This window comes from Acinetobacter genomosp. 15BJ, assembly GCF_000400715.1.
Lineage (GTDB): Bacteria > Pseudomonadota > Gammaproteobacteria > Pseudomonadales > Moraxellaceae > Acinetobacter.
The window spans coordinates 257,530-279,854 of sequence record NZ_KE007351.1 but is presented as its reverse complement, the minus strand read 5'-3'; the positions used below and the strand labels follow the sequence as shown (position 1 = coordinate 279,854).

The following is a 22,325-nucleotide window of genomic DNA, read 5'->3' as shown; positions in this document are numbered from 1 at the left end:
ATATGTTATATCCAGTATATGTTCATAAAGATGAAGATACTGCATACGGCTTAACTTTTCCTGACTTTGAAGGGTGTTTTAGTGCAGCAGATGAAATGCAAGATATTCAACGCATGGCGCAAGAGGCTGTAGAGCTTCATTTTGATGGTGAGGATTTGAAATTACCAAAACCATCAAGCCCTGAACAATGGTTGGGTGATGAGCGATTTCAAGATGGGTTCTGGTTGTTGATTGATATTGATACAAGCAAAATCAGTCCGTATCAATGTCAGTATGTCAGAGTCTTTGGTCAAACATATTGATGCTGTTGCAAAAAGACAGCATTTAAGTCGATCTGCCTTTTTGGCAAAAAGTGCAGAATTAGCACTACACGATTAAGATCTTAAGAGAGCAACCACCCGTCTACATGGCGGGTTTTTTTGGCTTAATTTATGAAAAATACCGATCTTCTTAGCGCTGATAAGGGATATGACTCGAAAGCTTTGAGAGAGCAGATAGAAAGAAAATCCACAAAATGTTAAAAATCATGCTAGAAGATGAACTCTGGTTGAAATAGCCTAAGCAAAATGAAAAGGGGGAATTGTCTAAAAATCTCTCTGGTTATAAGTAAACTGTCTTTATGAAAAGCATCATGCTAACTTTGATTCATAATAAGGAGAATTTAAAAGCTTTAGCATCACAATTTGGTCACTGGATTTTAGACAATAGTGTAAAGATTAGCACTTTGGTAAATCGATGAGCTAAAGTGTTGTAGTCCAAACCCGATCTGACAGTTACCCATTTTTTAGTGGGCCTGTTAGGTTAAATTTGAGCTAAATTTTTCTCAGCCAAAATTCATTTCCAATCAAATAATGTTTCAAGTGGCGTGCGGACACTGCACAATTTAATTCACGGTGCCTAAGACTGGTATCAACTTCGGTCCAGTCATTCTTGCTTTGCTAATGATCTCCACCAGTTCATCATAAGTCAGCTCAAACTTATCCTCACTATCAAAAACATAAACCATGTTCTTGCCTTCATGTTCAGGTGGAGTGGGTGGTATAAAGCGTTTCGGGATTAGGAGTTGAGTAATTTGTTCGTCAGTTAATTTAAATAAATGCATGTTTTTATCCTACTCTTGGTAAGTCAGACTATTTTGTTAAATATGATGGTGATCTAAGGTTTTGATTCATGTGCCATGAGGCTTCTTGATTGTTAGCAATGCCTAACGTGACGAGATTCTTCCCAAACCGTTCACTGATGACTTCGATAACATCTGTGAGTTGGCGGAAGGCAAATTATATAAAGCGATTTTTACAGAAATTAAGTAGCTTGCCATCGATGAGTATGCAACACAGCATAAACAAAATAGCCAAATGAACTAAATGCCCACTGACAAATACACCACTAGAATTTGATTTAGTGGTGTATAGATGGTCTGTAGATACAAAATATGTCATTTCATATTTTAGTAATTGCACTTAAACCATTGTTGCTTGTTGTCCCAAATCACGCGCCCTGACTCCAACGGCGTTTGTTTGTAAAGAACATCACGGCCCGAAGAAACTTGATTGCTGTTGTTTAACCAACCTTTAATATTGATTTTTATATTTTGTTTATCGTTTGAAAAACCCTCTAAACTTGCAATCACAATACCTTCAACTTGATTGTAAGTCGGCTGCCCATAAACCAGTGTTCCTGTATAAGCGCTTAACGGGGTATTCTTACAAATTGTTTGTCCGATATCATTTTCTTTTGGTGCGTTCACTATCAGGTTTCTTTCATACTCAGCCTTTAAGCGCAGTTGATCACTCTTTGCCTTTTCCTTGGCCTGCTTTGCTTTGGTTTCTATAACCCGTTCTTGTTGATATGAAGTCCGTAAGGCACTATCTGCTTGCTCCTTTGAGACTACTGATGTTTTTAGTGTAACGAAATTCAACGGATCGCTTCCAGTAACACCACCTATGCGAGATGCAATAGGCTCAATAGACACATTCCACGGCGTATTTGACGCACAATGAAATGTTCCGGTTGCCGCAAGCAAATTCGGATAATTAAGTGCAGATATATGCTTACCTGTCATATAACGTAATGACGTTTTAGATATCTGGAATAGCTTGCCCCCTTGTGCAACACATAGGTTGTTCATATATGCATGCGGGATCAGAGCATCTGGTACGGAGTCTTCAAATAGGTATTCTTTGCCTATACCATCTTTTCCATTGAGTTTTTTACCATCGATCAGGCTTTGTGGCGAGTTGTATTGCTTTACATCGCTTGGCTTAATAGAGTTTGCTGTAACACAGCCAAAAAGTGGAAGAACTGCGCCAAAAGCACACAATATATTTAAATTTTTCATATCGAATATTCCAATTCTATTCATATAAAGTAATAAGAAATTTCAAAAAAACTTGGTGAAAAGTGTTAGCTCTAAATAGTAATATCCGCCTTTGATACTTAGGTTAAGAATCTTAGCTTTAACCCACACCAGCTCGTTAAAAGTAATTTGAACTACTTCCTGAACGGTAGAGTTTGGTATTAACTAATTAGGTCAAAAGGTACGATTACTCGATTCATAAACTAAACTTGCACGGGTAGAAGTTTTATTTCCCATTGGGTCCCAAATCTTTCATTTAAGAACTGAGAAATAGCTTCTTTACGAACGTCATATTGATCTGATTTATAAAGCACTGCATTGGTTCCAGTCGATACACCGTAGCGAGTAAAACCATCCATTGCATCATTGGCTGTAGTCTTATTTGTCAAAAAAACCTGTGCTTTGTCATTTTTGATGAATTTATGAATATCTTTAAGTCGAGGAGCTTTTTCGACAGGAATAGTTATTTGCACAACATGATAGGGATCGAGAGATACAGCTTCAATAATGTAATCAACGCCACGAGTCATACCACTGCTGAAACATTGAGCCGTGTCATCTGCAGATTCAAAATCATCAAATAAACCGTCTTGTATGGCTTCCTGACGAGAATTGGTAGTTATCATGTCTCCCTCACCATCAGAAATTAGATAGCAATTATCAGGATAAAGCTTGATTAAATACGACATGAGACCCCTCAAAATTTTCAATTAATAATGTTTTATAAAGTTTATGTATGTTTATCTAACAACTATATTTTGGCAAGAAGTTTTTGATTTGTGAATTGGTTCAATTTTTTCTTGGTCGGCCTGTTTTCTTTTTCATATCCATTTTTAGAAAAGAAATAACAAAATTGGGATCATAGAGTTTCTTGCGTGAGCCACCTAAATTTAGAATTTCAAGTTTGGCTGCTAGGGTTTGCCTGGACATCGGAAAGCGTTTAGTGAGCCATGCCAAATCAACTAGATCCGGATATTGTTCTACTTCAAGCGAGACGACTTTAGCGCCGTATATAGTATCCCCAAGACATATTCTAGGTGGAGATTTGCTTTCTACAGTAATGATATATTTTTGTTTAAACATGCTGAAGTACTCCCAATTTTTATATTTAAAAGTAACAAACCCATAATGACCGAATGATATGATGATGTCCTTGTTTTTGTCTATTTTTTAAACTCTGCTCTTGTTGCTATATCAAAATTTTGCTGTTACCACATCAAATTTTTCATTATCGAATGCTGTTACCACATCAAAATGTTATATAAATAATGTCTAAGAGATAGTAAGTTGAGGAATAGTTTCAATTATTACTTGCTCTATATTTAATATTCAGCAAAAGAAAATGAGCTGAAATTTAAGATTTCCTTTCTAATATGACATCGGCTAACTGATCTGCAATTTCTTGGATGGTGTTGATAGAAGTATTCAATGCAACTTTATCAGCGAGATTAGGACTGTAGTTGATGACATCTGTTTTGGAAATTTTGTGCCAAATTGGCAATATCATTTTGTGCCCATTCATTTCTCTAGCAACTAGACCGTCTAATTCATACTGGGTCCAATCTTTTTTTATAAATGCTTCTGATAGCACGACAGTTCCATATCTAGAGTTCTTGAGTCCACTATCAATTTTTCTGCGCAGACTATCTCCCACTCTTAAGGAGAATTCGTCGTACCATACTTTAATGCCAAGCTGTTGCAATGTCTCAGCAAGAGGTCGGACAAAATCTTCCTTGTCTTCTGAAGCATGTGAAATAAATAGATCGTATTCAACTTCGACTTCTGGTACCGAATCGAGATAAGGAGATGCTGTAACATTAGTGATGTGTCGTGTTGATACCTTAATTGCATCGATTTCACGTTTTAACTTTTTCTGATGTTCAATTTCTTCTTTTTGCTGCTTCTTAACTAGAGCCTCCAATTTTTTTCTTTCAAGTTCTTCTGCTTTTGCTAAGTTCTGATTTTCTTTAAGCAGCTTGTTATGAATTTCTGTTTTCTTTTTTTGAAGCTCGGCAACCTTGATTTGATATCTAGAAAGTTCCTGCTCTTTACGGCTAATTTCAGATAATTTAGAGCTTAGAGAAGAGGGGCTAATATTGTTGGTTATGGATTTTTGCATTTGGACTAATTTAGCATTCGTATCTGCTATTTTCTTTTGTTCTAAGCTCATGCGGTGAGTGATATCTGCGAATTCTTTATTAAGTCTTGTAATAGTTGAAGATATGGATTGAATTGACATCTTGATCTGATCAAAAAAATAAAAATTATTGTTTGATCTACTTAAATGCAAGGTTAAGTTTTGAAATCGTAATATTAATGCTTGTTCCCAAGCAGTCGTTCTTTGAAGTTTTATCTATAGAAGATAATGATGAAATTAAAAAAACGTAAAACCACATTATTATAATTCCACTCAAAATATTGTTATTAAATTATTTTAATAGTGCTTATAAGTTAGAAAATGAATTGTGTTATTAGCTGTTTATTCGAATTCTCTTGAAGATAATAAACTAGTTTAGCTAAAGGGAAACATCAAGAAAGGTAATCTTAAATTTTTTTAGAATGGACTGAATAAGGCTTATTGGGGTCGTCTCAGGAAACGGAAAATATAGCACGCTAAGGATTTTCACTCCGACTTCTTTTAACGATATCCAACACGGTATTTTTGCTTAGATTGACCAGCCGACCGACTTGTCGATAAGAGTGTCCAGCAGACACCAACTCCAACACTTTAGGTGCCAGACGATCTGACTTGGTACGTTGACCAGGACGACGACCAAACACAACGCCCCGCGCTTGTGCCGCTGCTACACCAGAGCGCACACGTTCACGTAGTAAATCTCCCTCAAACTCTGCTAATGCAGACATCACAGAAGCCATGAGCTTTCCCTGAGATGTGGAAAGGTCAAACTGCAAACCTGTTTGTGCCACCAGAGATACCCCGAAATGCCCAAGATCTTGTAATGACTGTACGAGATCCACGGTGCTTCTGCCCCAGCGTGTCAATTCCGTCACCAAGATGGCATCGATTTCACGAGATTGCGCCATGGTCATCAAGTATTTTCTTTGCAATCTCTCATCCTTACTGCCTGATGCAGTTTCTTTCCAAACACCGACAACATCGTAGCCGCAACGATTGGCGTAGGCACGTAGGTCATATTCCTGTCGTTCGCAGGACTGATCGTTCGTTGATACTCGGCAATAAATGGCCGCATTCTGTCCCAATTGAACCTCCTTGCGAAATTGCAGCGCAAAGCTAAGCGTGGCGGTACAAAATAATGTACCTTTAATAGTTTAGTTTATTTGGGACTAATGAGCCATGCCGCGCCATTCTATTTTGTCGTCCACGGAATTGGGAAGCCTGTTCGAAATTCCAGATGATAGAGCTTTTATGCTTCAGCATTACACTCTGAGTGATTCTGATAAATCCATAGTCCATCAACATCGAGGGGCATCCAACAAGCTAGGCTTTGCAATTCAACTTTGCTACATGCGTTACCCTGGAGTGATATTGGGTATTAACGACGAACCATTCAAACCCTTACTTTTCATGATGGCTGCTCAACTTAGTATATCAGTGGACTGCTGGAATGATTATGGTCAGCGCGAGCAAACAAGACGAGAACATATTGCCGAATTGAAAAAAGTTTTTGGGTTCAAACTATTCACCTTGAGTGACTATCGGCAATCGGTCAATATGATGGTGGATTTGTCCCTTCAGACAGATAAAGGTCTTATTTTAGCCACAACTCTCGTTGAAAATTTACGACAAAAATCAGTCCTTTTGCCAGCTATAAATGCAATTGATAGTATTTGCGCAGAAGCAATCACATCTGCCAACCGCATAATTTATACTGCTTTGACGAGCTCACTTTCAGAAACTCATCGTCAAAATATAGATGCTTTGCTGAACCGTAAAGAGGGCAGCAAACTGACAATATTGGGGTGGCTTAGACAGTCACCAGCTAAACCAAACTCAAAGTACATGCTTGAGCACATTGAGCGGCTGAAGTGCTTACAAGCCATCGATCTACCTGAAGACATTGGAAAACACGTTCATCAAAATCGCTTACTGAAAATTGCTCGCGAAGGTGGGCAAATGACTCCTGCTGATTTGGCCAGATTTGAATCTCAACGTCGATATGCCACTTTGGTAGCAATCGTTGTGGAGAGTATGGCCACGATCACCGACGAAATTATTGACCTGCATGATCGCATTATTGGAAAGCTATTTGCTATCGCAAAAAATAAACACCAGCAACAATTTCAATCATCAGGTAAAGCGATCAACGACAAAGTGCGTTTGTATGGGCTTATCGGGAAAGCCTTGCTAGATGCCAAGCAAAATGGCAGTGATCCGTTTGCCGCCATCGAAACTGTTATTTCATGGGATGCTTTTGCAGCAAGTATTACTGAGGCAGAAAAACTGGCGCAACCCGAAGACTTTGATTTTTTACCACGAATTGGCGAGAGCTATGCAACTTTACGCCGTTACGCGCCAGAACTTCTTGCCATACTTAAATTGCGTGCTGCCCCAGCAGCAAAAGATATGCTTGCCGCTGTAGAGTTGCTCCGCAGCATGAATGTTGATAATACACGAAAAATCCCCTCTAATGCTCCAATAGCGTTTATCAAAAAACGGTGGGCAAGACTAGTCTTTACCGATGATGGTATTGATCGCCGCTATTACGAAATATGTGTGTTATCTGAACTTAAAAACTCGCTACGGGCTGGGGATCTCTGGGTACAAGGCTCTCGCCAATTCAAAGACTTCGATGAGTATTTAGTGACTGCTGATAAATTTAATCAGCTAAAACAGTCCAATGAGTTACCTCTAACCATTACTACTGATTGTGATCTATATTTGCAAAGTCGCCTTTCACTATTGGAGCAGAAATTAGCAATCATTAATCGCATGGCAGCGACCAACGATTTGCCTGATGCGATGATCAATCAATCTGGTCTAAAAATAACACCTCTCGATGCCGTGGCTCCTGATACAGCCCAAACTTTAATTGACCAAACAGCAATGCTGTTACCACATATCAAGATCACCGAATTATTAATGGAGGTCGATGAATGGACAGGCTTTACTCGACACTTCACTCATTTGAAAACGGATGACACTGCGAAGGATAAAGCGTTATTGCTCACGACCATACTGGCTGATGCAATTAATTTAGGGCTGACGAAAATGGCCGAATCATGTCCTGGTACAACTTATGCCAAACTCTCATGGCTACAGGCTTGGCATATCCGTGATGAAACTTATTCAACGGCATTGGCCGAATTGGTGAATGCTCAATTGAAACAACCTTTCGCTGAAAACTGGGGAGATGGCACTACCTCCTCATCAGATGGCCAACGCTTCCGCGCAGGTGGCAGAGCTGAAAGTACAGGACATATCAATCCAAAATATGGCGCAGAGCCTGGAAGGTTATTTTATACACACATTTCTGATCAATACGCACCATTTAGCAGTAAGCTGATCAATGTGGGCGTTCGTGATTCAACCTATGTTCTTGATGGGCTGCTGTATCACGAGTCTGATTTACGCATCGAGGAACACTACACCGATACGGCTGGATTCACCGACCATGTTTTTGCACTCATGCACATGCTAGGGTTTCGATTTGCACCACGAATTCGTGATCTGGGCGATACGAAACTCTATATTCCAAAGTCAGACATAGACTATGCCGCACTTAAACCCATGATTGGCGGCACACTGAATATCAAACAGATTCGTACTCATTGGGACGATATTTTGCGTCTGGCCGCATCAATCAAGCAAGGGACTGTCACAGCGTCGCTAATGCTACGTAAACTCGGTAGTTATCCACGACAGAATGGTTTGGCATTGGCATTACGAGAGCTGGGGCGTATTGAGCGCACACTGTTTATCTTGGATTGGTTGCAAAGCGTAGAACTACGCCGTCGGGTTCAAGCTGGATTAAATAAAGGTGAAGCCCGTAATGCATTAGCGCGCGCCGTTTTCTTTTATCGATTGGGTGAGATTCGAGATCGAAGCTTTGAGCAACAGCGTTATCGAGCCAGTGGCTTGAATCTAGTGACCGCCGCCATTGTATTGTGGAACACGGTTTATTTAGAGAGAGCGACTAACGCCCTACGAGGGCATGGTCGCACAGTCGATGATACCTTGCTGCAATATCTGTCACCGCTGGGGTGGGAGCACATCAATTTAACTGGGGATTATCTATGGCGAAGCAAAGCCAAGATAGGTGGTGGAAAATTTAGGCCATTGCGCGCAATTGAAAAACCTTAGCGTGCTATATTTTCCGTTTCCTGAGACGACCCCTACAAGGGCCGTAAGCCGTCACTGACTCCTGAACAAGTGGCTCTGCTGCATCAACGTCTTGAATCTGGCGACTACAAAACCAAGCGAGCATTGGCGAAGGAGTTTGGGATTTCTGCGCCAACGCTGTATCGGTATCAGTAGTAGTTCCAGCTATTTGATATTATTTGTCTATCTATTGAAAATTTTTCTGAGTAAAACAGGGTCGGCATCCTGAACTGAGCTTGCTCCAATTTTATTTGCTGCTAACCGTAAACAGGAATCGACCGATACAAACCAACTTGCCATCAAGTAGTAACTGAACCGATACTGTCGTAATGCGCCGACCCGCACGAACAATACTGGGGACTGCCTGTAACGTACCTATAAATGCTGGCCGCAGGTAATCAAAGGTCATCGTGGAGCATAAGGGCAGCTCATTATCACCACGCTGACGGGCAAGATAGGCGGCGGCGGCCACTTCACCAAAACTCGCGAGAATGCCGCCATGAAACGTGCCAATCATCGGGTTGCCGATATGCGAATCACGAAAGTCCATAAAGTACTGTATTTCTCCATGTTGCATTTCCTCACGAAAACCTAGAAAATCGACAAAAGGCTCGTCACACAATTTTAGTGGGGGTGTTTCCGCGCTCATCTGATTTACTATACTCATATCACTCGCCTCGCGCTTCATTGCTGTCAAAAGAGGGTCCCATCGTGCCGATTGCGAAAGAACCAGTGACAGTAGCCAGTAGCTCACCACTGTCTTCTGCAACCGCTCGGCCCGTGATAAAGGCCACCGTATCGGTTCTACCAATGCAATCCACTATCGCCTTTAAACCTACCGCAGAGGGAATACGTCGCAAAAAATCGACACGCAAATCAATAGTGGCAATCGGCTCTAACGACCGCAATGACGAAAAAATAGATAAGCCGCAAGTCGTATCCAGCAGCGTCACCAAAGCCCCTCGATGCAGTGAGCCTTTACGGTCAGAGAGTTGCTCAGAGAAGGGCATCGTCATCTCGGCATGACCATCGCTCACTGCACCAACACTAATATTGAACATATTGAATAAAGGGTGATTAGTACCAAAAAACGCCTTAGCCATGGTCAGGTGTGCCGTGTTATTACTGTCCATTTTTGAACTCCCGCCATTGCTGGCTGATTTTATTGCGAAAAAATTAGCGGCACGTCTCAAAGTGCAAGGGCGGCATCTGTATAATTACGTTCGGCCTGCATCACCGCCACAATGGCCTCTTCAATGGCGGCATATGGAAAGTTTGTGCTTTCCGAGGCAGACTTCAAACACATGGCTAATGCCGTCCATGCTTTTTCGCAAGCCCTCATTAACAGGGGCAGTCGATATTGCTGTACACTTGCGTCATAGTGAACCGCTTCATCAAGGAATTCAGCGTACATTTTGCGGAAGCCGCCGCCACCTGTGCCACGCTTTTCAATAATTTGGTAGGCAAATCGGGTCGTCCAGTGCCAATCGCCTGTGGCTCCCCAACGACTCAGTTCGGCCAGCCATGTTTCCAGTGCCGATATGCCACTCACAGCTAATGACTTGGCGTTGTCATGGATGACACCGGTAATCATCTCGGGGGTAATTTCGCCTTGAAACGCGGTGGGCGTGAACATATTGCCATAGTGAATAAATGGGGGCTGTGTAGAAAAACGTGCGCGGGTCAGTGCCTCTCGCGTCACCGACAAAACACTCGGACGCTCGGTATCGGTGACAAATACCGCACCTGTCTCTGGATTTCTCGACCAAGCGGCTATGGCGTGACCGGGAAAGTGCGTGCTGCTGTTGAAGTAAGGTAAATAAAAAATATCCGTCAGCAACAGGGTGGGGTGACCCGCATCCAAACATTTCTCCAGCGCGGTGGCTGCCGATTCGGGTGACTCGAAGGTTTGCCACTCAAAGGGTATACCGATACTTTCAAATACGCGCGCTTCAAACCCCAAAGACCGCACATGCACTAAAAATGGCACAGGGGCGTCAGCCATTTCCAAATAGGTCACGCCAAGCCCTGAGCCTAATCCAAAGCACATGGCCTCGGAAATATTCAGCCCATTAAACTCGAGCAAATCACGAATTGCGGAGCTGCCACAATGCCTCCCGATGGCGTGCGTGATACGGGATGGAGTCTTATAGTTGGTCACAGGTTTTTTGCCTCTTCGTGAAAATCTGGATTAAGGATGCCTCTTGTCATCATCTGCCATATCGCATCCGCGATCTGTTCAAGATTGTACTTACCATTTTCTTTATACCAAGTGGCAGCCCAGTTTATTGCTCCTAGCCCAATCAGTCTTAACAGATCTGCATCCACATCGTTTCGGATACAACCATAAGACTGCAGATCATCAAGAATTGTCTGCCAATATCGCTCGTATCTGTCTCTCTCAGCAATAATCTGCTCACGTGCGACTCCATGTACCGAGCGCCACTCAAACAACAACACATAAACCATATCGTCACCCGACATAAGGATATCGACATGTGTCTGCAGTGCCGATTGCATTTTTTTGAGTGGATCTTGAATCGCGGAAGTCGCCTCAACAATCCTGTAAATAGTTCTCTCAATAGCAAGCCGCATCATATCAACCAAAATATCGTCTTTACTACGATAGCGGTAATGCAGACTGCCTGGAAGAATACCACAAGCACTGGCAATTTCTCGCACACTGGTACGCTCAAAACCCTTTTCTCGAAACAGCTTGGCAGAAGCGGCTAATACTCTCTCGCGGTCAGCAACTTCGACTCGCGTAGATTCACTACTCAACATAGTTTGACTCATAACATTATATCAATAAGACAGGTTACTCGACTTGGTCAAGTCGAGTCGAGTCTTTCACGGTCTCTCCTGATCTATACAGCTTTTGCAATGGGGACATTAAAAACAATTCGTGACGCTTCCATAGGGTCTTGATGCTTATCATATTCAGCCAGCCAAGAATTAACCTTTTCTGGGATTTCGGTGTCGCTAGGATGGAAACCTGGCTTAAACCAGTCCAGATAGCGTGGAATAAGTCTGGTAATCAGGCCACGTGGTCCATAGAGGCGATAAAATCCCTTAGCAAGCACCAATGGCTGACCTTGTAGTTTGTCAATTTTCAACATATGCCAAAGAACTGAGCCAACCACCGCATGTACCAGTAGCGTTCCGATAATCAAAGCAGATGCGCGGGTGAAATACCCCCCACCTGCCGCTGTTTCGTAAACATCAAAGGCTACTGTTTTGTGTTCGACTTCTTCTACCCCATGCCACATGAACATGGCACGCATTGCGGGATGAGCATTCTTGAACATCTCACCCTCACCCTCCATAGCACCCTCGCCTAGTACAGCAGTAATATGTTCAAAGGCAGCTGTCATGGCCAACAGATACTTGGCGGGCAGGTGTTTTTGGGAGAGCCGAATAAATAATTTGAATCTTGCGATGACCTTTTCGACATGAATGCCTTGCGACTGCATCACCGCATTATACTGGTCATGCACAATGCCATGTTGCGCTTCTTGGCGAAAAAAGTTTTTGATATCTTCTCTCAGTTTAGGATCTGTGACCAGATCCTGATAGTTACGCACCGACTGAATAAAAAAACGCTCTCCATCGGGGAAGTGAATAGAAAGTGCATCAAAGAAGCGTGTTAACACCGGGTCACCGTCGTTCCAAAAAACTGGAACATCACTTAAATCAAACCGCGGCTTACGTGGCTGGATATTGATCATATGAGTCATGGCGAGAGTTTCCTTGTAAAGGCATCGAATGTCTGTAAACCTGCTATCACATTTGACCTTGAGCAATATTTTTCACCTTGGTCAGGCACAGCAAATATCACACAAGAATTCAACGGGTATTGGTCAAATGACCAAATGCATATTTTGAATATATTGGTCGATTGACCAAATGTCAAGCCTGTCCTCAAAATTTGATAGAATGAGTTAACAACGCAGCAGGTGAGCCAGATCATCTTTGACATCGAATATAGCTACCAGACCTTTTGGCAGAGGTGTTTTTTTAATGTTAGTTTTTTTACATTAGAGTGTGTTGACGTTTGAAAATATTGATTGCAAATTGGAGGCAGACTCAGAGAATTAAAGCTCTCCCCATCCGAGTCCACCATGCCACGCTTTATGCTGAACGACCAACATTGAGCAAAGATTTCTCCTATGCTCAAGCAACAGGACATTGATCACAAACCAAATTTACGGCTCACCGTAGAAGCCATGCTCTACAGAATGTGGGTGAAATGTCCATGGCTAGACCTACCTCCTGACTGAGTTTGGTCAGCAGCCTAATCTCTACAAAAGATACAACGACTGGTCAGCAAAAGGTTTTTTCCAAAGCATACTCAGGGTTTTATCTACTGACTCTGATATAGAGTAGGGGTTATGGATAGCAATTACGTCAAGGCACATCAACATAATGCACGTGCTGCAACTCACGATCAGGAGGCGATTGGCTTAAGTCGAGGTAGCAAGACAAGTAAGATCCATCTTGCCGTAGATGGGTATGGATTACCCATCGTGTTTGCGATCACGGGTGGTGAATTACACAAAGCCAAAGCTGCACCTGACTTGCTCTCACAGGTATCTATCGATGCCATTCTGATTAACATCTGAATCAGCGTAATGCAAATCTAGCCTGATGTAGTTTTAAGCTACCCCATCAACGCCTGTACCGCAATCGACTCATCCGCCAACCGCAGTGGATCGACCGCCGTACCAGCCGTGATCAGCTTTTTGCTTAGCATAAACTCCTGCGGACGATTCACACAATCCGCCGCAATCAGGCGACCCGCCTGCAAATAAAACGCTGCAAAGCTACGCCTTTGCTGCACATCACCCCGAATCACGATCTGATCATACCCCTGACTGAGTCCCGCAATCTGCAACTTTAGATCATACTGATCTGACCAAAACCAAGGCAAACTCTTCGAGGTCCGCTGTAAGCCACACAAGGTCGCCGAGGCAATTTTGGCCTGTTCATTGGCGTTTGGTACCGACTCCAAGCGCATCCGCCGCTGATAAATCGGATTAAACGCATTGGCACAATCCCCGATGGCCACAATCTCTGGCGCACTGGTACGGCAATACTCATCAATCACAATACCATTGTCCACCTGCAAGCCCGCGTCCAGCGCCAACTCGATATTCGGTACAACCCCGACCCCGATGATCACCAGATCTGCATCGAACATCGAACCATCGGCACACAGCACCGCTTGCGCCCGCCCCTCACCCGTGATCGCCGTGACCGACACACCGGTATGAATCGTCACACCCTGTTCGCGATGAATCCGCGTATAAAAGTCCGACACTTCCGGTGCAGTTACCCGCTGCAAAATCCGCTCGGCGGCTTCCAAGACCACCACCTGCATGCCCTGCTCGGTCAATGCGGCGGCTGTTTCAAGACCGATATAGCCACCACCGATCACCACTGCTTTGCCGTTGGGTTGTACAAATGGCTGGATAGCCTGTACATCGCTGATATTTCTAAGATAATGCACACCTGCCAAATCAGACCCAGCCAGCGACACCGTCCTGACTCGTGCACCGGTACACAGCGCCAACTGGTCATACGCAAGCGTACTGCCATCTTGTAGTGTCACGCTGCGCGCTGCCCGATCAATCGCAACCACCCGCCCGTGCCGAAATTCGATCTGATTTTTTTGATAAAAAGCGGCTGGCCGAATCAATAACTCATCGACCAGTTGTGCACCGCATAAAAAGGTCTTGGACAACGGCGGTCGATGATACGGCAAATACGGCTCATCGCCGATCACCACAATCTCGCCCTGCCAGCCATCTGGCCGCAGACTTGCCGCCAACTGCGCCGCAGCATGACTTGCGCCAATGATGACGATTGTTTGCATATGAATTCACTCAGTTCATGGTTGATGCACAGCATCAATTGTTGCCGACGACAGTTGCAAAATGCCTCTGTCGCCTATTTTGATACCTACGCTTTGGCAGTCAGTTTGACCATCATCTTGGCATAGCCGCGCACAAAGTTAGACTGCACCAACTCTGGCTCACCCAATACCTCAATATTGTCGAAGCGAAGCAATAACTCCTCCCACAGAATCCGCAACTGCATCTCGGCCAAGCGATTGCCCATACAGCGATGCACACCAAAGCCAAATGACAAATGATTGCGTGCACCTTTACGATCAATCAAAAACGCATCTGGCTGTTCAATCACCCGCTCGTCACGATTGCCCGAGGCATACCACATTAAGATCTTGTCGCCCTTACGGATGGTTTGGCCGTGCATCTCGATGTCTTGCTTGGCGATGCGACGCATATACGCCAGTGGGGTCTGCCAGCGAATGATCTCGGACACCATATTTGGAATCAGGCTCGGTTGGTTTTTCAGTTTGACAAACTGCTCAGGAAACAGGTTCAGCGCATATACCCCGCCGGTCATGGAGTTCCGCGTGGTGTCATTCCCACCGACAATCAGCAAGGCCAAATTGCCCAAAAACTCCATCGGACGGTGAATCAAATCCTTGGTATCGTCATTGCTCAGCATTAAGCTAATCAAATCAAATCCCATCGGCTCACCTGCCGCTTGCTGAGCCGCCTTGGCATGCCACAGCGCGGCAAACTGCTTGGCCATATCAGCGGCGGCATTAAAAAGCACATCGTTGTCGCTAATCTCACCGCCCGTGGCTTCTGCGCTGCCCGCCAACGTATCAGACCAGTACACCAGCTTGTGCCGCTGTTCATACGGAAAATCTAACAAGGTCGCCAGCATGCGTGCGGTGATTTCTTTGGACACCCGCTCCACCCAATCAAACGGCGTATCGAGCGGCAAATCATCCAAAATCTCTTGTACCCGACTGCGGATCAGCCCTTCCATTTCTTTTAAATTTTTCGGTGCGACCACACCTTGTACCGCTTGACGCTGCACATCGTGCTTAGGCGGATCCATTGCAATAAACATTTCCACATCCAGTCCGGCGGGCGGCTTGCCAATCACAATCACCGGTTCCGCCGAAAACAGCTCGTGGGATTTGTCCACGAACACAATATCGTCATAACGGGTAATCGACCAAAATGCACCGAATGGACTGCTTTTTTGGTAATGAACAGGACGCTCGTCGCGTAGCCGCTTAAAGTATGACTGCCATTGATGCTGTCGATATAAAAACGGATTGCTCATATCGATGTCTTCGAGCTTGAGCGTGGCAACATCGGGGATTGGCTTTTCTACAAAATCAGGGAACGGTTGCGCCTGTGTCACCCGTTGCTTGACCTTTTGGAACACCTGCATGCCTTTCACTTGTAAATGCATGGGTATCGGCAGCAGGGCTGAAATTTGGTTTAGTGTGGCTTGCATGTTTTTCATGATTCATTCCTCAATGATGATGCTTAACAGCTGTTGAAATCTGCCGTCACTACATTTGAAACTCAGGCAAATGCACCACCATGCCATCCATTGCATCGGACAATTGAATCTGGCACGCCAAACGAGACGACGCCGTACCTTCTGGTACCATCTCTAGCATGCGCGCCTCTTCGTCATTGGGCTGTCCTGTCGCCGCCAGCCAAGCACCGTCAACGATCACATGACAGGTTCCACAAGCACATTCGCCACCGCAATCTCCATCAATGCCGGATACGCCGTGATCGATAGCCAGTTGCATCAGCGACTTGCCCGCTTCGATGTCAAGTACGGTGGCGGTACCGTCATACTCGATCAATGTAATTTGACCCATTATTACTACTCCTGTGTGGTATACGGTTGCTGGTGACGCCGATGAAAATAGCCATCCCTCTTTACTCATAATAGACATGTATCCATACTGCTTACAGGTCTCTTGTTGACAATATAGGGTCATTAAAAGACGATTATGGCGCTGTAGCCCCATCGTCGATTGCATTTTTCTAGTCGATGTTCTTTCATACTGGTCTGTTATTGAGGTGTTTGAGCCATGTTGCATCCAAGTCTGCTGACTGGTCTCGCCAGTACAAGTGAATCTGCTAATATCCCCTGTAGCTATACCCGTCTGATTGGCCGAGAGCTGGACTTGCAGGCGCGTGACCTACCTAAACTATTAAAATTCACCACGCTGACCGCTGAACAACTGATGCGTGACGACACGATGATCACGGCCAGCCAACAGATTCAAATCTTACAAAATAGCTTGGAGTTGTCCGCATCCGATCAGTTTGGCTTGCGTTTAGGGCAGCGGCTCACGCCGTCAACACATGGCTCGATGGGCTTTTTAATCAATAGCAGCCCGAACTTATTGGCCGTGTTACAAGCGTTTCAAACTTTTTTGCCGACCCGTATGAGTTTGATTAGGCTCGAAACACACACCAATGCTGAGTGGACGACCTGCTTGATTTTCTTTGAGCAGACCTTGAGTCATGCAGTACATCGGCTACTGTCCGAAACTGTTGCGGTGATTTTTTCGGAATGTGCCGAATTTATTGTTGGACGACCGCTGACCGAGGCGGTGATTCAGTTTAGCCATCCCGCCCCCGATCATCATGCCTGTTACGCGGATTATCTTGCCGGTACCTATCAGTTTGATCAGCCACAACTGTCGATCCGAGTGCCGACCGAGTTGTGCTTGATTGCCAATGCATCCGCGCAGCACGATAGCTATCTGCTGGCGATGCAACAATGCGAAATGATCCTCAACCGGCTCAAGACCCAACAACACAGCACCACCTACCAAGTGCAAAAAGCCATGCTGTCCTATCCGCTCGGGCAACTGAGTGAAGAGGATCTGGCTGCAGCCTTGTTTATGAATAAGCGTACGCTGGCCAGACGTCTGGTCAAAGAGAACACGAGTTACCGGCTGATTCGAGATCGGATTTTATCTGAGAAAGCCAGTAGTTATTTACATGACCCTCAAATATCGGTCGAGGCAATTGCCAGCTTACTGAATTACCACGACTCTGCTAATTTTCGGCGCGCGTTTAAACGCTGGTTTGGTGTATCACCAAGTGCTTATCGGCGAAAAATCACCCATCGGCAAGAAGAAAATGACCTGAGAGAATGAGGTTGTTCGTATGATTGTTAATACGTTGAAACATCAATACGCCCTAGAAAAATACCTTAAAACGCTATGTCAGAGATGGCAATCATATGGCAGCCCTCCACTTCCAATCCGATAACCTCAACTCAACCCAACGCTTGCAACCCGCTGTGAACTCTGTAGAGGTTTTAATTCCCATTGCAGCCCATCCACCGTCAATGTCTTCAGTTAGGGGTCGTCTCAGGAAACGGAAAATATAGCACGCTAAGGATTTTCACTCCGACTTCTTTTAACGATATCCAACACGGTATTTTTGCTTAGATTGACCAGCCGACCGACTTGTCGATAAGAGTGTCCAGCAGACACCAACTCCAACACTTTAGGTGCCAGACGATCTGACTTGGTACGTTGACCAGGACGACGACCAAACACAACGCCCCGCGCTTGTGCCGCTGCTACACCAGAGCGCACACGTTCACGTAGTAAATCTCCCTCAAACTCTGCTAATGCAGACATCACAGAAGCCATGAGCTTTCCCTGAGATGTGGAAAGGTCAAACTGCAAACCTGTTTGTGCCACCAGAGATACCCCGAAATGCCCAAGATTGTTGACGCTCACTTAATATTGACCAGCGATGCTCGTTGAATATTGACCAGGCATTTAAGCAATGTAGCGTACTACACTGCTGTGGATAAATCGATCAATTGCTGTTGCTTTTTCTTCACTGATCGACGGTTAAAATAACTCTCCTTTCTCTGCTTCTCGTTTCTTTATACGCTGCTTGGCTTCCTCCGTGCTTTGCTTAAAACGATAGGATTCATTACCCGTTTCGATGATATGGCAATGATGAGTCAGTCGATCCAGCAGTGCAGTCGTCAACTTAGCATCACCAAATACATTGCTCCATTCCGAGAAGCTCAAGTTCGTCGTAATGATAGGGGTCGTCTCAGGAAACGGAAAATATAGCACGCTAAGGTTTTTCAATTGCGCGCAATGGCCTAAATTTTCCACCACCTATCTTGGCTTTGCTTCGCCATAGATAATCCCCAGTTAAATTGATGTGCTCCCACCCCAGCGGTGACAGATATTGCAGCAAGGTATCATCGACTGTGCGACCATGCCCTCGTAGGGCGTTAGTCGCTCTCTCTAAATAAACCGTGTTCCACAATACAATGGCGGCGGTCACTAGATTCAAGCCACTGGCTCGATAACGCTGTTGCTCAAAGCTTCGATCTCGAATCTCACCCAATCGATAAAAGAAAACGGCGCGCGCTAATGCATTACGGGCTTCACCTTTATTTAATCCAGCTTGAACCCGACGGCGTAGTTCTACGCTTTGCAACCAATCCAAGATAAACAGTGTGCGCTCAATACGCCCCAGCTCTCGTAATGCCAATGCCAAACCATTCTGTCGTGGATAACTACCGAGTTTACGTAGCATTAGCGACGCTGTGACAGTCCCTTGCTTGATTGATGCGGCCAGACGCAAAATATCGTCCCAATGAGTACGAATCTGTTTGATATTCAGTGTGCCGCCAATCATGGGTTTAAGTGCGGCATAGTCTATGTCTGACTTTGGAATATAGAGTTTCGTATCGCCCAGATCACGAATTCGTGGTGCAAATCGAAACCCTAGCATGTGCATGAGTGCAAAAACATGGTCGGTGAATCCAGCCGTATCGGTGTAGTGTTCCTCGATGCGTAAATCAGACTCGTGATACAGCAGCCCATCAAGAACATAGGTTGAATCACGAACGCCCACATTGATCAGCTTACTGCTAAATGGTGCGTATTGATCAGAAATGTGTGTATAAAATAACCTTCCAGGCTCTGCGCCATATTTTGGATTGATATGTCCTGTACTTTCAGCTCTGCCACCTGCGCGGAAGCGTTGGCCATCTGATGAGGAGGTAGTGCCATCTCCCCAGTTTTCAGCGAAAGGTTGTTTCAATTGAGCATTCACCAATTCGGCCAATGCCGTTGAATAAGTTTCATCACGGATATGCCAAGCCTGTAGCCATGAGAGTTTGGCATAAGTTGTACCAGGACATGATTCGGCCATTTTCGTCAGCCCTAAATTAATTGCATCAGCCAGTATGGTCGTGAGCAATAACGCTTTATCCTTCGCAGTGTCATCCGTTTTCAAATGAGTGAAGTGTCGAGTAAAGCCTGTCCATTCATCGACCTCCATTAATAATTCGGTGATCTTGATATGTGGTAACAGCATTGCTGTTTGGTCAATTAAAGTTTGGGCTGTATCAGGAGCCACGGCATCGAGAGGTGTTATTTTTAGACCAGATTGATTGATCATCGCATCAGGCAAATCGTTGGTCGCTGCCATGCGATTAATGATTGCTAATTTCTGCTCCAATAGTGAAAGGCGACTTTGCAAATATAGATCACAATCAGTAGTAATGGTTAGAGGTAACTCATTGGACTGTTTTAGCTGATTAAATTTATCAGCAGTCACTAAATACTCATCGAAGTCTTTGAATTGGCGAGAGCCTTGTACCCAGAGATCCCCAGCCCGTAGCGAGTTTTTAAGTTCAGATAACACACATATTTCGTAATAGCGGCGATCAATACCATCATCGGTAAAGACTAGTCTTGCCCACCGTTTTTTGATAAACGCTATTGGAGCATTAGAGGGGATTTTTCGTGTATTATCAACATTCATGCTGCGGAGCAACTCTACAGCGGCAAGCATATCTTTTGCTGCTGGGGCAGCACGCAATTTAAGTATGGCAAGAAGTTCTGGCGCGTAACGGCGTAAAGTTGCATAGCTCTCGCCAATTCGTGGTAAAAAATCAAAGTCTTCGGGTTGCGCCAGTTTTTCTGCCTCAGTAATACTTGCTGCAAAAGCATCCCATGAAATAACAGTTTCGATGGCGGCAAACGGATCACTGCCATTTTGCTTGGCATCTAGCAAGGCTTTCCCGATAAGCCCATACAAACGCACTTTGTCGTTGATCGCTTTACCTGATGATTGAAATTGTTGCTGGTGTTTATTTTTTGCGATAGCAAATAGCTTTCCAATAATGCGATCATGCAGGTCAATAATTTCGTCGGTGATCGTGGCCATACTCTCCACAACGATTGCTACCAAAGTGGCATATCGACGTTGAGATTCAAATCTGGCCAAATCAGCAGGAGTCATTTGCCCACCTTCGCGAGCAATTTTCAGTAAGCGATTTTGATGAACGTGTTTTCCAATGTCTTCAGGTAGATCGATGGCTTGTAAGCACTTCAGCCGCTCAATGTGCTCAAGCATGTACTTTGAGTTTGGTTTAGCTGGTGACTGTCTAAGCCACCCCAATATTGTCAGTTTGCTGCCCTCTTTACGGTTCAGCAAAGCATCTATATTTTGACGATGAGTTTCTGAAAGTGAGCTCGTCAAAGCAGTATAAATTATGCGGTTGGCAGATGTGATTGCTTCTGCGCAAATACTATCAATTGCATTTATAGCTGGCAAAAGGACTGATTTTTGTCGTAAATTTTCAACGAGAGTTGTGGCTAAAATAAGACCTTTATCTGTCTGAAGGGACAAATCCACCATCATATTGACCGATTGCCGATAGTCACTCAAGGTGAATAGTTTGAACCCAAAAACTTTTTTCAATTCGGCAATATGTTCTCGTCTTGTTTGCTCGCGCTGACCATAATCATTCCAGCAGTCCACTGATATACTAAGTTGAGCAGCCATCATGAAAAGTAAGGGTTTGAATGGTTCGTCGTTAATACCCAATATCACTCCAGGGTAACGCATGTAGCAAAGTTGAATTGCAAAGCCTAGCTTGTTGGATGCCCCTCGATGTTGATGGACTATGGATTTATCAGAATCACTCAGAGTGTAATGCTGAAGCATAAAAGCTCTATCATCTGGAATTTCGAACAGGCTTCCCAATTCCGTGGACGACAAAATAGAATGGCGCGGCATGGCTCATTAGTCCCAAATAAACTAAACTATTAAAGGTACATTATTTTGTACCGCCACGCTTAGCTTTGCGCTGCAATTTCGCAAGGAGGTTCAATTGGGACAGAATGCGGCCATTTATTGCCGAGTATCAACGAACGATCAGTCCTGCGAACGACAGGAATATGACCTACGTGCCTACGCCAATCGTTGCGGCTACGATGTTGTCGGTGTTTGGAAAGAAACTGCATCAGGCAGTAAGGATGAGAGATTGCAAAGAAAATACTTGATGACCATGGCGCAATCTCGTGAAATCGATGCCATCTTGGTGACGGAATTGACACGCTGGGGCAGAAGCACCGTGGATCTCGTACAGTCATTACAAGATCTTGGGCATTTCGGGGTATCTCTGGTGGCACAAACAGGTTTGCAGTTTGACCTTTCCACATCTCAGGGAAAGCTCATGGCTTCTGTGATGTCTGCATTAGCAGAGTTTGAGGGAGATTTACTACGTGAACGTGTGCGCTCTGGTGTAGCAGCGGCACAAGCGCGGGGCGTTGTGTTTGGTCGTCGTCCTGGTCAACGTACCAAGTCAGATCGTCTGGCACCTAAAGTGTTGGAGTTGGTGTCTGCTGGACACTCTTATCGACAAGTCGGTCGGCTGGTCAATCTAAGCAAAAATACCGTGTTGGATATCGTTAAAAGAAGTCGGAGTGAAAATCCTTAGCGTGCTATATTTTCCGTTTCCTGAGACGACCCC

At 44.6% G+C, this 22,325-nt stretch carries 21 protein-coding genes and 5 pseudogenes; 7 read left to right on the top strand and 19 right to left on the bottom strand.

Annotated features, from left to right (window positions below; all coding sequences use genetic code 11):
* Positions 1–2 precede the first annotated feature (2 nt).
* Positions 3–297, top strand: a pseudogene (locus F896_RS00920) (type II toxin-antitoxin system HicB family antitoxin); the annotation flags it as partial.
* Positions 274–378 carry a type II toxin-antitoxin system HicB family antitoxin gene (locus F896_RS21360; protein ID WP_079282112.1) on the top strand — a complete coding sequence of 35 codons (105 nt, stop codon included), beginning with the start codon at positions 274–276 and terminating at the stop codon, positions 376–378. The pseudogene F896_RS00920 and the gene F896_RS21360, both read left to right, overlap by 24 nt.
* Positions 379–883: 505 nt before the next feature.
* On the opposite strand, the gene F896_RS00925 is transcribed toward F896_RS21360, so the two are convergent.
* The 8 genes and pseudogenes from F896_RS00925 to F896_RS00950 form a co-directional block, all read right to left on the bottom strand.
* On the bottom strand, positions 884–1,102 hold the full coding sequence (locus F896_RS00925) for a hypothetical protein (protein WP_016165131.1): 219 nt from the start codon (positions 1,100–1,102) through the stop codon (positions 884–886).
* 28 nt (positions 1,103–1,130) lie between these two features.
* A pseudogene (locus tag F896_RS20655) lies at positions 1,131–1,265 on the bottom strand (DUF4113 domain-containing protein); the annotation flags it as partial.
* Positions 1,266–1,447: 182 nt separating this feature from the next.
* On the bottom strand, positions 1,448–2,338 hold the full coding sequence (locus F896_RS00930; RefSeq protein WP_016165130.1) for a hypothetical protein: 891 nt from the start codon (positions 2,336–2,338) through the stop codon (positions 1,448–1,450).
* 66 nt (positions 2,339–2,404) lie between these two features.
* Positions 2,405–2,518, bottom strand: a pseudogene (locus tag F896_RS21495) (hypothetical protein); the annotation flags it as partial.
* A 41-nt stretch (positions 2,519–2,559) separates the two neighbouring features.
* A complete protein-coding gene (locus tag F896_RS00935) occupies positions 2,560–3,045 on the bottom strand; it encodes a hypothetical protein (protein ID WP_016165129.1) in 486 nt (161 codons plus the stop codon).
* 100 nt (positions 3,046–3,145) lie between these two features.
* Positions 3,146–3,439 carry a hypothetical protein gene (locus F896_RS00940; protein ID WP_016165128.1) on the bottom strand — a complete coding sequence of 98 codons (294 nt, stop codon included), beginning with the start codon at positions 3,437–3,439 and terminating at the stop codon, positions 3,146–3,148.
* Between the two features lie 271 nt (positions 3,440–3,710).
* On the bottom strand, positions 3,711–4,595 hold the full coding sequence (locus tag F896_RS00945; protein ID WP_016165127.1) for a toll/interleukin-1 receptor domain-containing protein: 885 nt from the start codon (positions 4,593–4,595) through the stop codon (positions 3,711–3,713).
* A 374-nt stretch (positions 4,596–4,969) separates the two neighbouring features.
* Complete coding sequence (locus F896_RS00950) at positions 4,970–5,578, bottom strand: recombinase family protein (protein ID WP_004726718.1); 609 nt, start codon at positions 5,576–5,578, stop codon at positions 4,970–4,972.
* A gap of 94 nt (positions 5,579–5,672) precedes the next feature.
* Between F896_RS00950 and F896_RS00955 the strand changes: the two genes are divergently transcribed.
* Together F896_RS00955 and F896_RS20650 are read left to right on the top strand one after the other, a co-directional pair.
* Positions 5,673–8,639, top strand: a complete 2,967-nt coding sequence (locus F896_RS00955) for a Tn3-like element ISAcsp1 family transposase (RefSeq protein WP_004726714.1) — start codon at positions 5,673–5,675, stop codon at positions 8,637–8,639.
* Between the two features lie 51 nt (positions 8,640–8,690).
* A pseudogene (locus F896_RS20650) lies at positions 8,691–8,813 on the top strand (helix-turn-helix domain-containing protein); the annotation flags it as partial.
* A gap of 91 nt (positions 8,814–8,904) precedes the next feature.
* Here the strand turns inward: F896_RS20650 and F896_RS00960 are convergent.
* From F896_RS00960 to F896_RS00980, 5 genes are all read right to left on the bottom strand, one after another.
* Positions 8,905–9,324 carry a PaaI family thioesterase gene (locus F896_RS00960; RefSeq protein ID WP_000029507.1) on the bottom strand — a complete coding sequence of 140 codons (420 nt, stop codon included), beginning with the start codon at positions 9,322–9,324 and terminating at the stop codon, positions 8,905–8,907.
* A gap of 1 nt (position 9,325) precedes the next feature.
* Entirely contained in the window at positions 9,326–9,790 is a 465-nt protein-coding gene (locus F896_RS00965) for a PaaI family thioesterase (RefSeq protein WP_000378064.1), read from the bottom strand.
* Positions 9,791–9,846: 56 nt separating this feature from the next.
* Positions 9,847–10,818: a BtrH N-terminal domain-containing protein gene (locus F896_RS00970; protein ID WP_000186299.1), complete on the bottom strand. Its 972-nt coding sequence runs from the start codon at positions 10,816–10,818 to the stop codon at positions 9,847–9,849.
* Positions 10,815–11,441: a TetR/AcrR family transcriptional regulator gene (locus F896_RS00975; RefSeq protein ID WP_000952904.1), complete on the bottom strand. Its 627-nt coding sequence runs from the start codon at positions 11,439–11,441 to the stop codon at positions 10,815–10,817. Before F896_RS00975 ends, F896_RS00970 begins: the two co-directional genes overlap by 4 nt.
* 83 nt (positions 11,442–11,524) lie before the next feature.
* On the bottom strand, positions 11,525–12,394 hold the full coding sequence (locus F896_RS00980) for a metal-dependent hydrolase (protein WP_000149466.1): 870 nt from the start codon (positions 12,392–12,394) through the stop codon (positions 11,525–11,527).
* Between the two features lie 654 nt (positions 12,395–13,048).
* On the opposite strand from F896_RS00980, the gene F896_RS00985 reads away from it, so the two are divergent.
* Complete coding sequence (locus F896_RS00985) at positions 13,049–13,279, top strand: IS5 family transposase (protein WP_004656998.1); 231 nt, start codon at positions 13,049–13,051, stop codon at positions 13,277–13,279.
* A 38-nt stretch (positions 13,280–13,317) separates the two neighbouring features.
* Here the strand turns inward: F896_RS00985 and F896_RS00990 are convergent, their stop codons facing one another.
* The 3 genes from F896_RS00990 to F896_RS01000 form a co-directional block, all read right to left on the bottom strand.
* Positions 13,318–14,532, bottom strand: a complete 1,215-nt coding sequence (locus F896_RS00990; protein WP_001193555.1) for an NAD(P)/FAD-dependent oxidoreductase — start codon at positions 14,530–14,532, stop codon at positions 13,318–13,320.
* Between the two features lie 86 nt (positions 14,533–14,618).
* Positions 14,619–16,010: a cytochrome P450 gene (locus tag F896_RS00995; RefSeq protein WP_004658516.1), complete on the bottom strand. Its 1,392-nt coding sequence runs from the start codon at positions 16,008–16,010 to the stop codon at positions 14,619–14,621.
* 49 nt (positions 16,011–16,059) lie between these two features.
* Complete coding sequence (locus F896_RS01000; RefSeq protein WP_004658513.1) at positions 16,060–16,380, bottom strand: 2Fe-2S iron-sulfur cluster-binding protein; 321 nt, start codon at positions 16,378–16,380, stop codon at positions 16,060–16,062.
* Positions 16,381–16,596: 216 nt separating this feature from the next.
* Here F896_RS01000 and F896_RS01005 point away from each other — a divergent pair, with 216 nt between their 5' ends.
* Positions 16,597–17,676: a transcriptional regulator CypR gene (locus F896_RS01005; protein WP_004658508.1), complete on the top strand. Its 1,080-nt coding sequence runs from the start codon at positions 16,597–16,599 to the stop codon at positions 17,674–17,676.
* A gap of 240 nt (positions 17,677–17,916) precedes the next feature.
* Here F896_RS01005 and F896_RS01010 read toward each other — a convergent pair whose 3' ends face one another.
* The 3 genes and pseudogenes from F896_RS01010 to F896_RS01015 form a co-directional block, all read right to left on the bottom strand.
* Positions 17,917–18,270: a recombinase family protein gene (locus F896_RS01010; protein ID WP_009516421.1), complete on the bottom strand. Its 354-nt coding sequence runs from the start codon at positions 18,268–18,270 to the stop codon at positions 17,917–17,919.
* A gap of 117 nt (positions 18,271–18,387) precedes the next feature.
* Positions 18,388–18,606, bottom strand: a pseudogene (locus F896_RS0120135) (ATP-binding protein); the annotation flags it as partial.
* A gap of 16 nt (positions 18,607–18,622) precedes the next feature.
* The gene (locus tag F896_RS01015; protein ID WP_004726714.1) at positions 18,623–21,589 is read right to left on the bottom strand and encodes a Tn3-like element ISAcsp1 family transposase; all 2,967 of its coding nucleotides are present in this window, start codon (positions 21,587–21,589) and stop codon (positions 18,623–18,625) included.
* A gap of 94 nt (positions 21,590–21,683) precedes the next feature.
* Here F896_RS01015 and F896_RS01020 point away from each other — a divergent pair, with 94 nt between their 5' ends.
* Positions 21,684–22,292: a recombinase family protein gene (locus tag F896_RS01020; RefSeq protein WP_004726718.1), complete on the top strand. Its 609-nt coding sequence runs from the start codon at positions 21,684–21,686 to the stop codon at positions 22,290–22,292.
* Positions 22,293–22,325 lie beyond the last annotated feature (33 nt).

Excerpts from the sequence above, each read along its gene's own strand:
- F896_RS21360 (WP_079282112.1), top strand. The coding sequence starts at position 274 with ATGTCAGAGTCTTTGGTCAAACATATTGATGCTGTTGCAAAAAGACAG.
- F896_RS00925 (WP_016165131.1), bottom strand. The coding sequence starts at position 1,102 with ATGCATTTATTTAAATTAACTGACGAACAAATTACTCAACTCCTAATC.
- F896_RS00930 (WP_016165130.1), bottom strand. The coding sequence starts at position 2,338 with ATGAAAAATTTAAATATATTGTGTGCTTTTGGCGCAGTTCTTCCACTT.
- F896_RS00935 (WP_016165129.1), bottom strand. The coding sequence starts at position 3,045 with ATGTCGTATTTAATCAAGCTTTATCCTGATAATTGCTATCTAATTTCT.
- F896_RS00940 (WP_016165128.1), bottom strand. The coding sequence starts at position 3,439 with ATGTTTAAACAAAAATATATCATTACTGTAGAAAGCAAATCTCCACCT.
- F896_RS00945 (WP_016165127.1), bottom strand. The coding sequence starts at position 4,595 with ATGTCAATTCAATCCATATCTTCAACTATTACAAGACTTAATAAAGAA.
- F896_RS00955 (WP_004726714.1), top strand. The coding sequence starts at position 5,673 with ATGCCGCGCCATTCTATTTTGTCGTCCACGGAATTGGGAAGCCTGTTC.
- F896_RS00960 (WP_000029507.1), bottom strand. The coding sequence starts at position 9,324 with ATGAGTATAGTAAATCAGATGAGCGCGGAAACACCCCCACTAAAATTG.
- F896_RS00965 (WP_000378064.1), bottom strand. The coding sequence starts at position 9,790 with ATGGACAGTAATAACACGGCACACCTGACCATGGCTAAGGCGTTTTTT.
- F896_RS00975 (WP_000952904.1), bottom strand. The coding sequence starts at position 11,441 with ATGTTGAGTAGTGAATCTACGCGAGTCGAAGTTGCTGACCGCGAGAGA.
- F896_RS00980 (WP_000149466.1), bottom strand. The coding sequence starts at position 12,394 with ATGACTCATATGATCAATATCCAGCCACGTAAGCCGCGGTTTGATTTA.
- F896_RS00985 (WP_004656998.1), top strand. The coding sequence starts at position 13,049 with ATGGATAGCAATTACGTCAAGGCACATCAACATAATGCACGTGCTGCA.
- F896_RS00990 (WP_001193555.1), bottom strand. The coding sequence starts at position 14,532 with ATGCAAACAATCGTCATCATTGGCGCAAGTCATGCTGCGGCGCAGTTG.
- F896_RS00995 (WP_004658516.1), bottom strand. The coding sequence starts at position 16,010 with ATGAAAAACATGCAAGCCACACTAAACCAAATTTCAGCCCTGCTGCCG.
- F896_RS01000 (WP_004658513.1), bottom strand. The coding sequence starts at position 16,380 with ATGGGTCAAATTACATTGATCGAGTATGACGGTACCGCCACCGTACTT.
- F896_RS01005 (WP_004658508.1), top strand. The coding sequence starts at position 16,597 with ATGTTGCATCCAAGTCTGCTGACTGGTCTCGCCAGTACAAGTGAATCT.
- F896_RS01015 (WP_004726714.1), bottom strand. The coding sequence starts at position 21,589 with ATGCCGCGCCATTCTATTTTGTCGTCCACGGAATTGGGAAGCCTGTTC.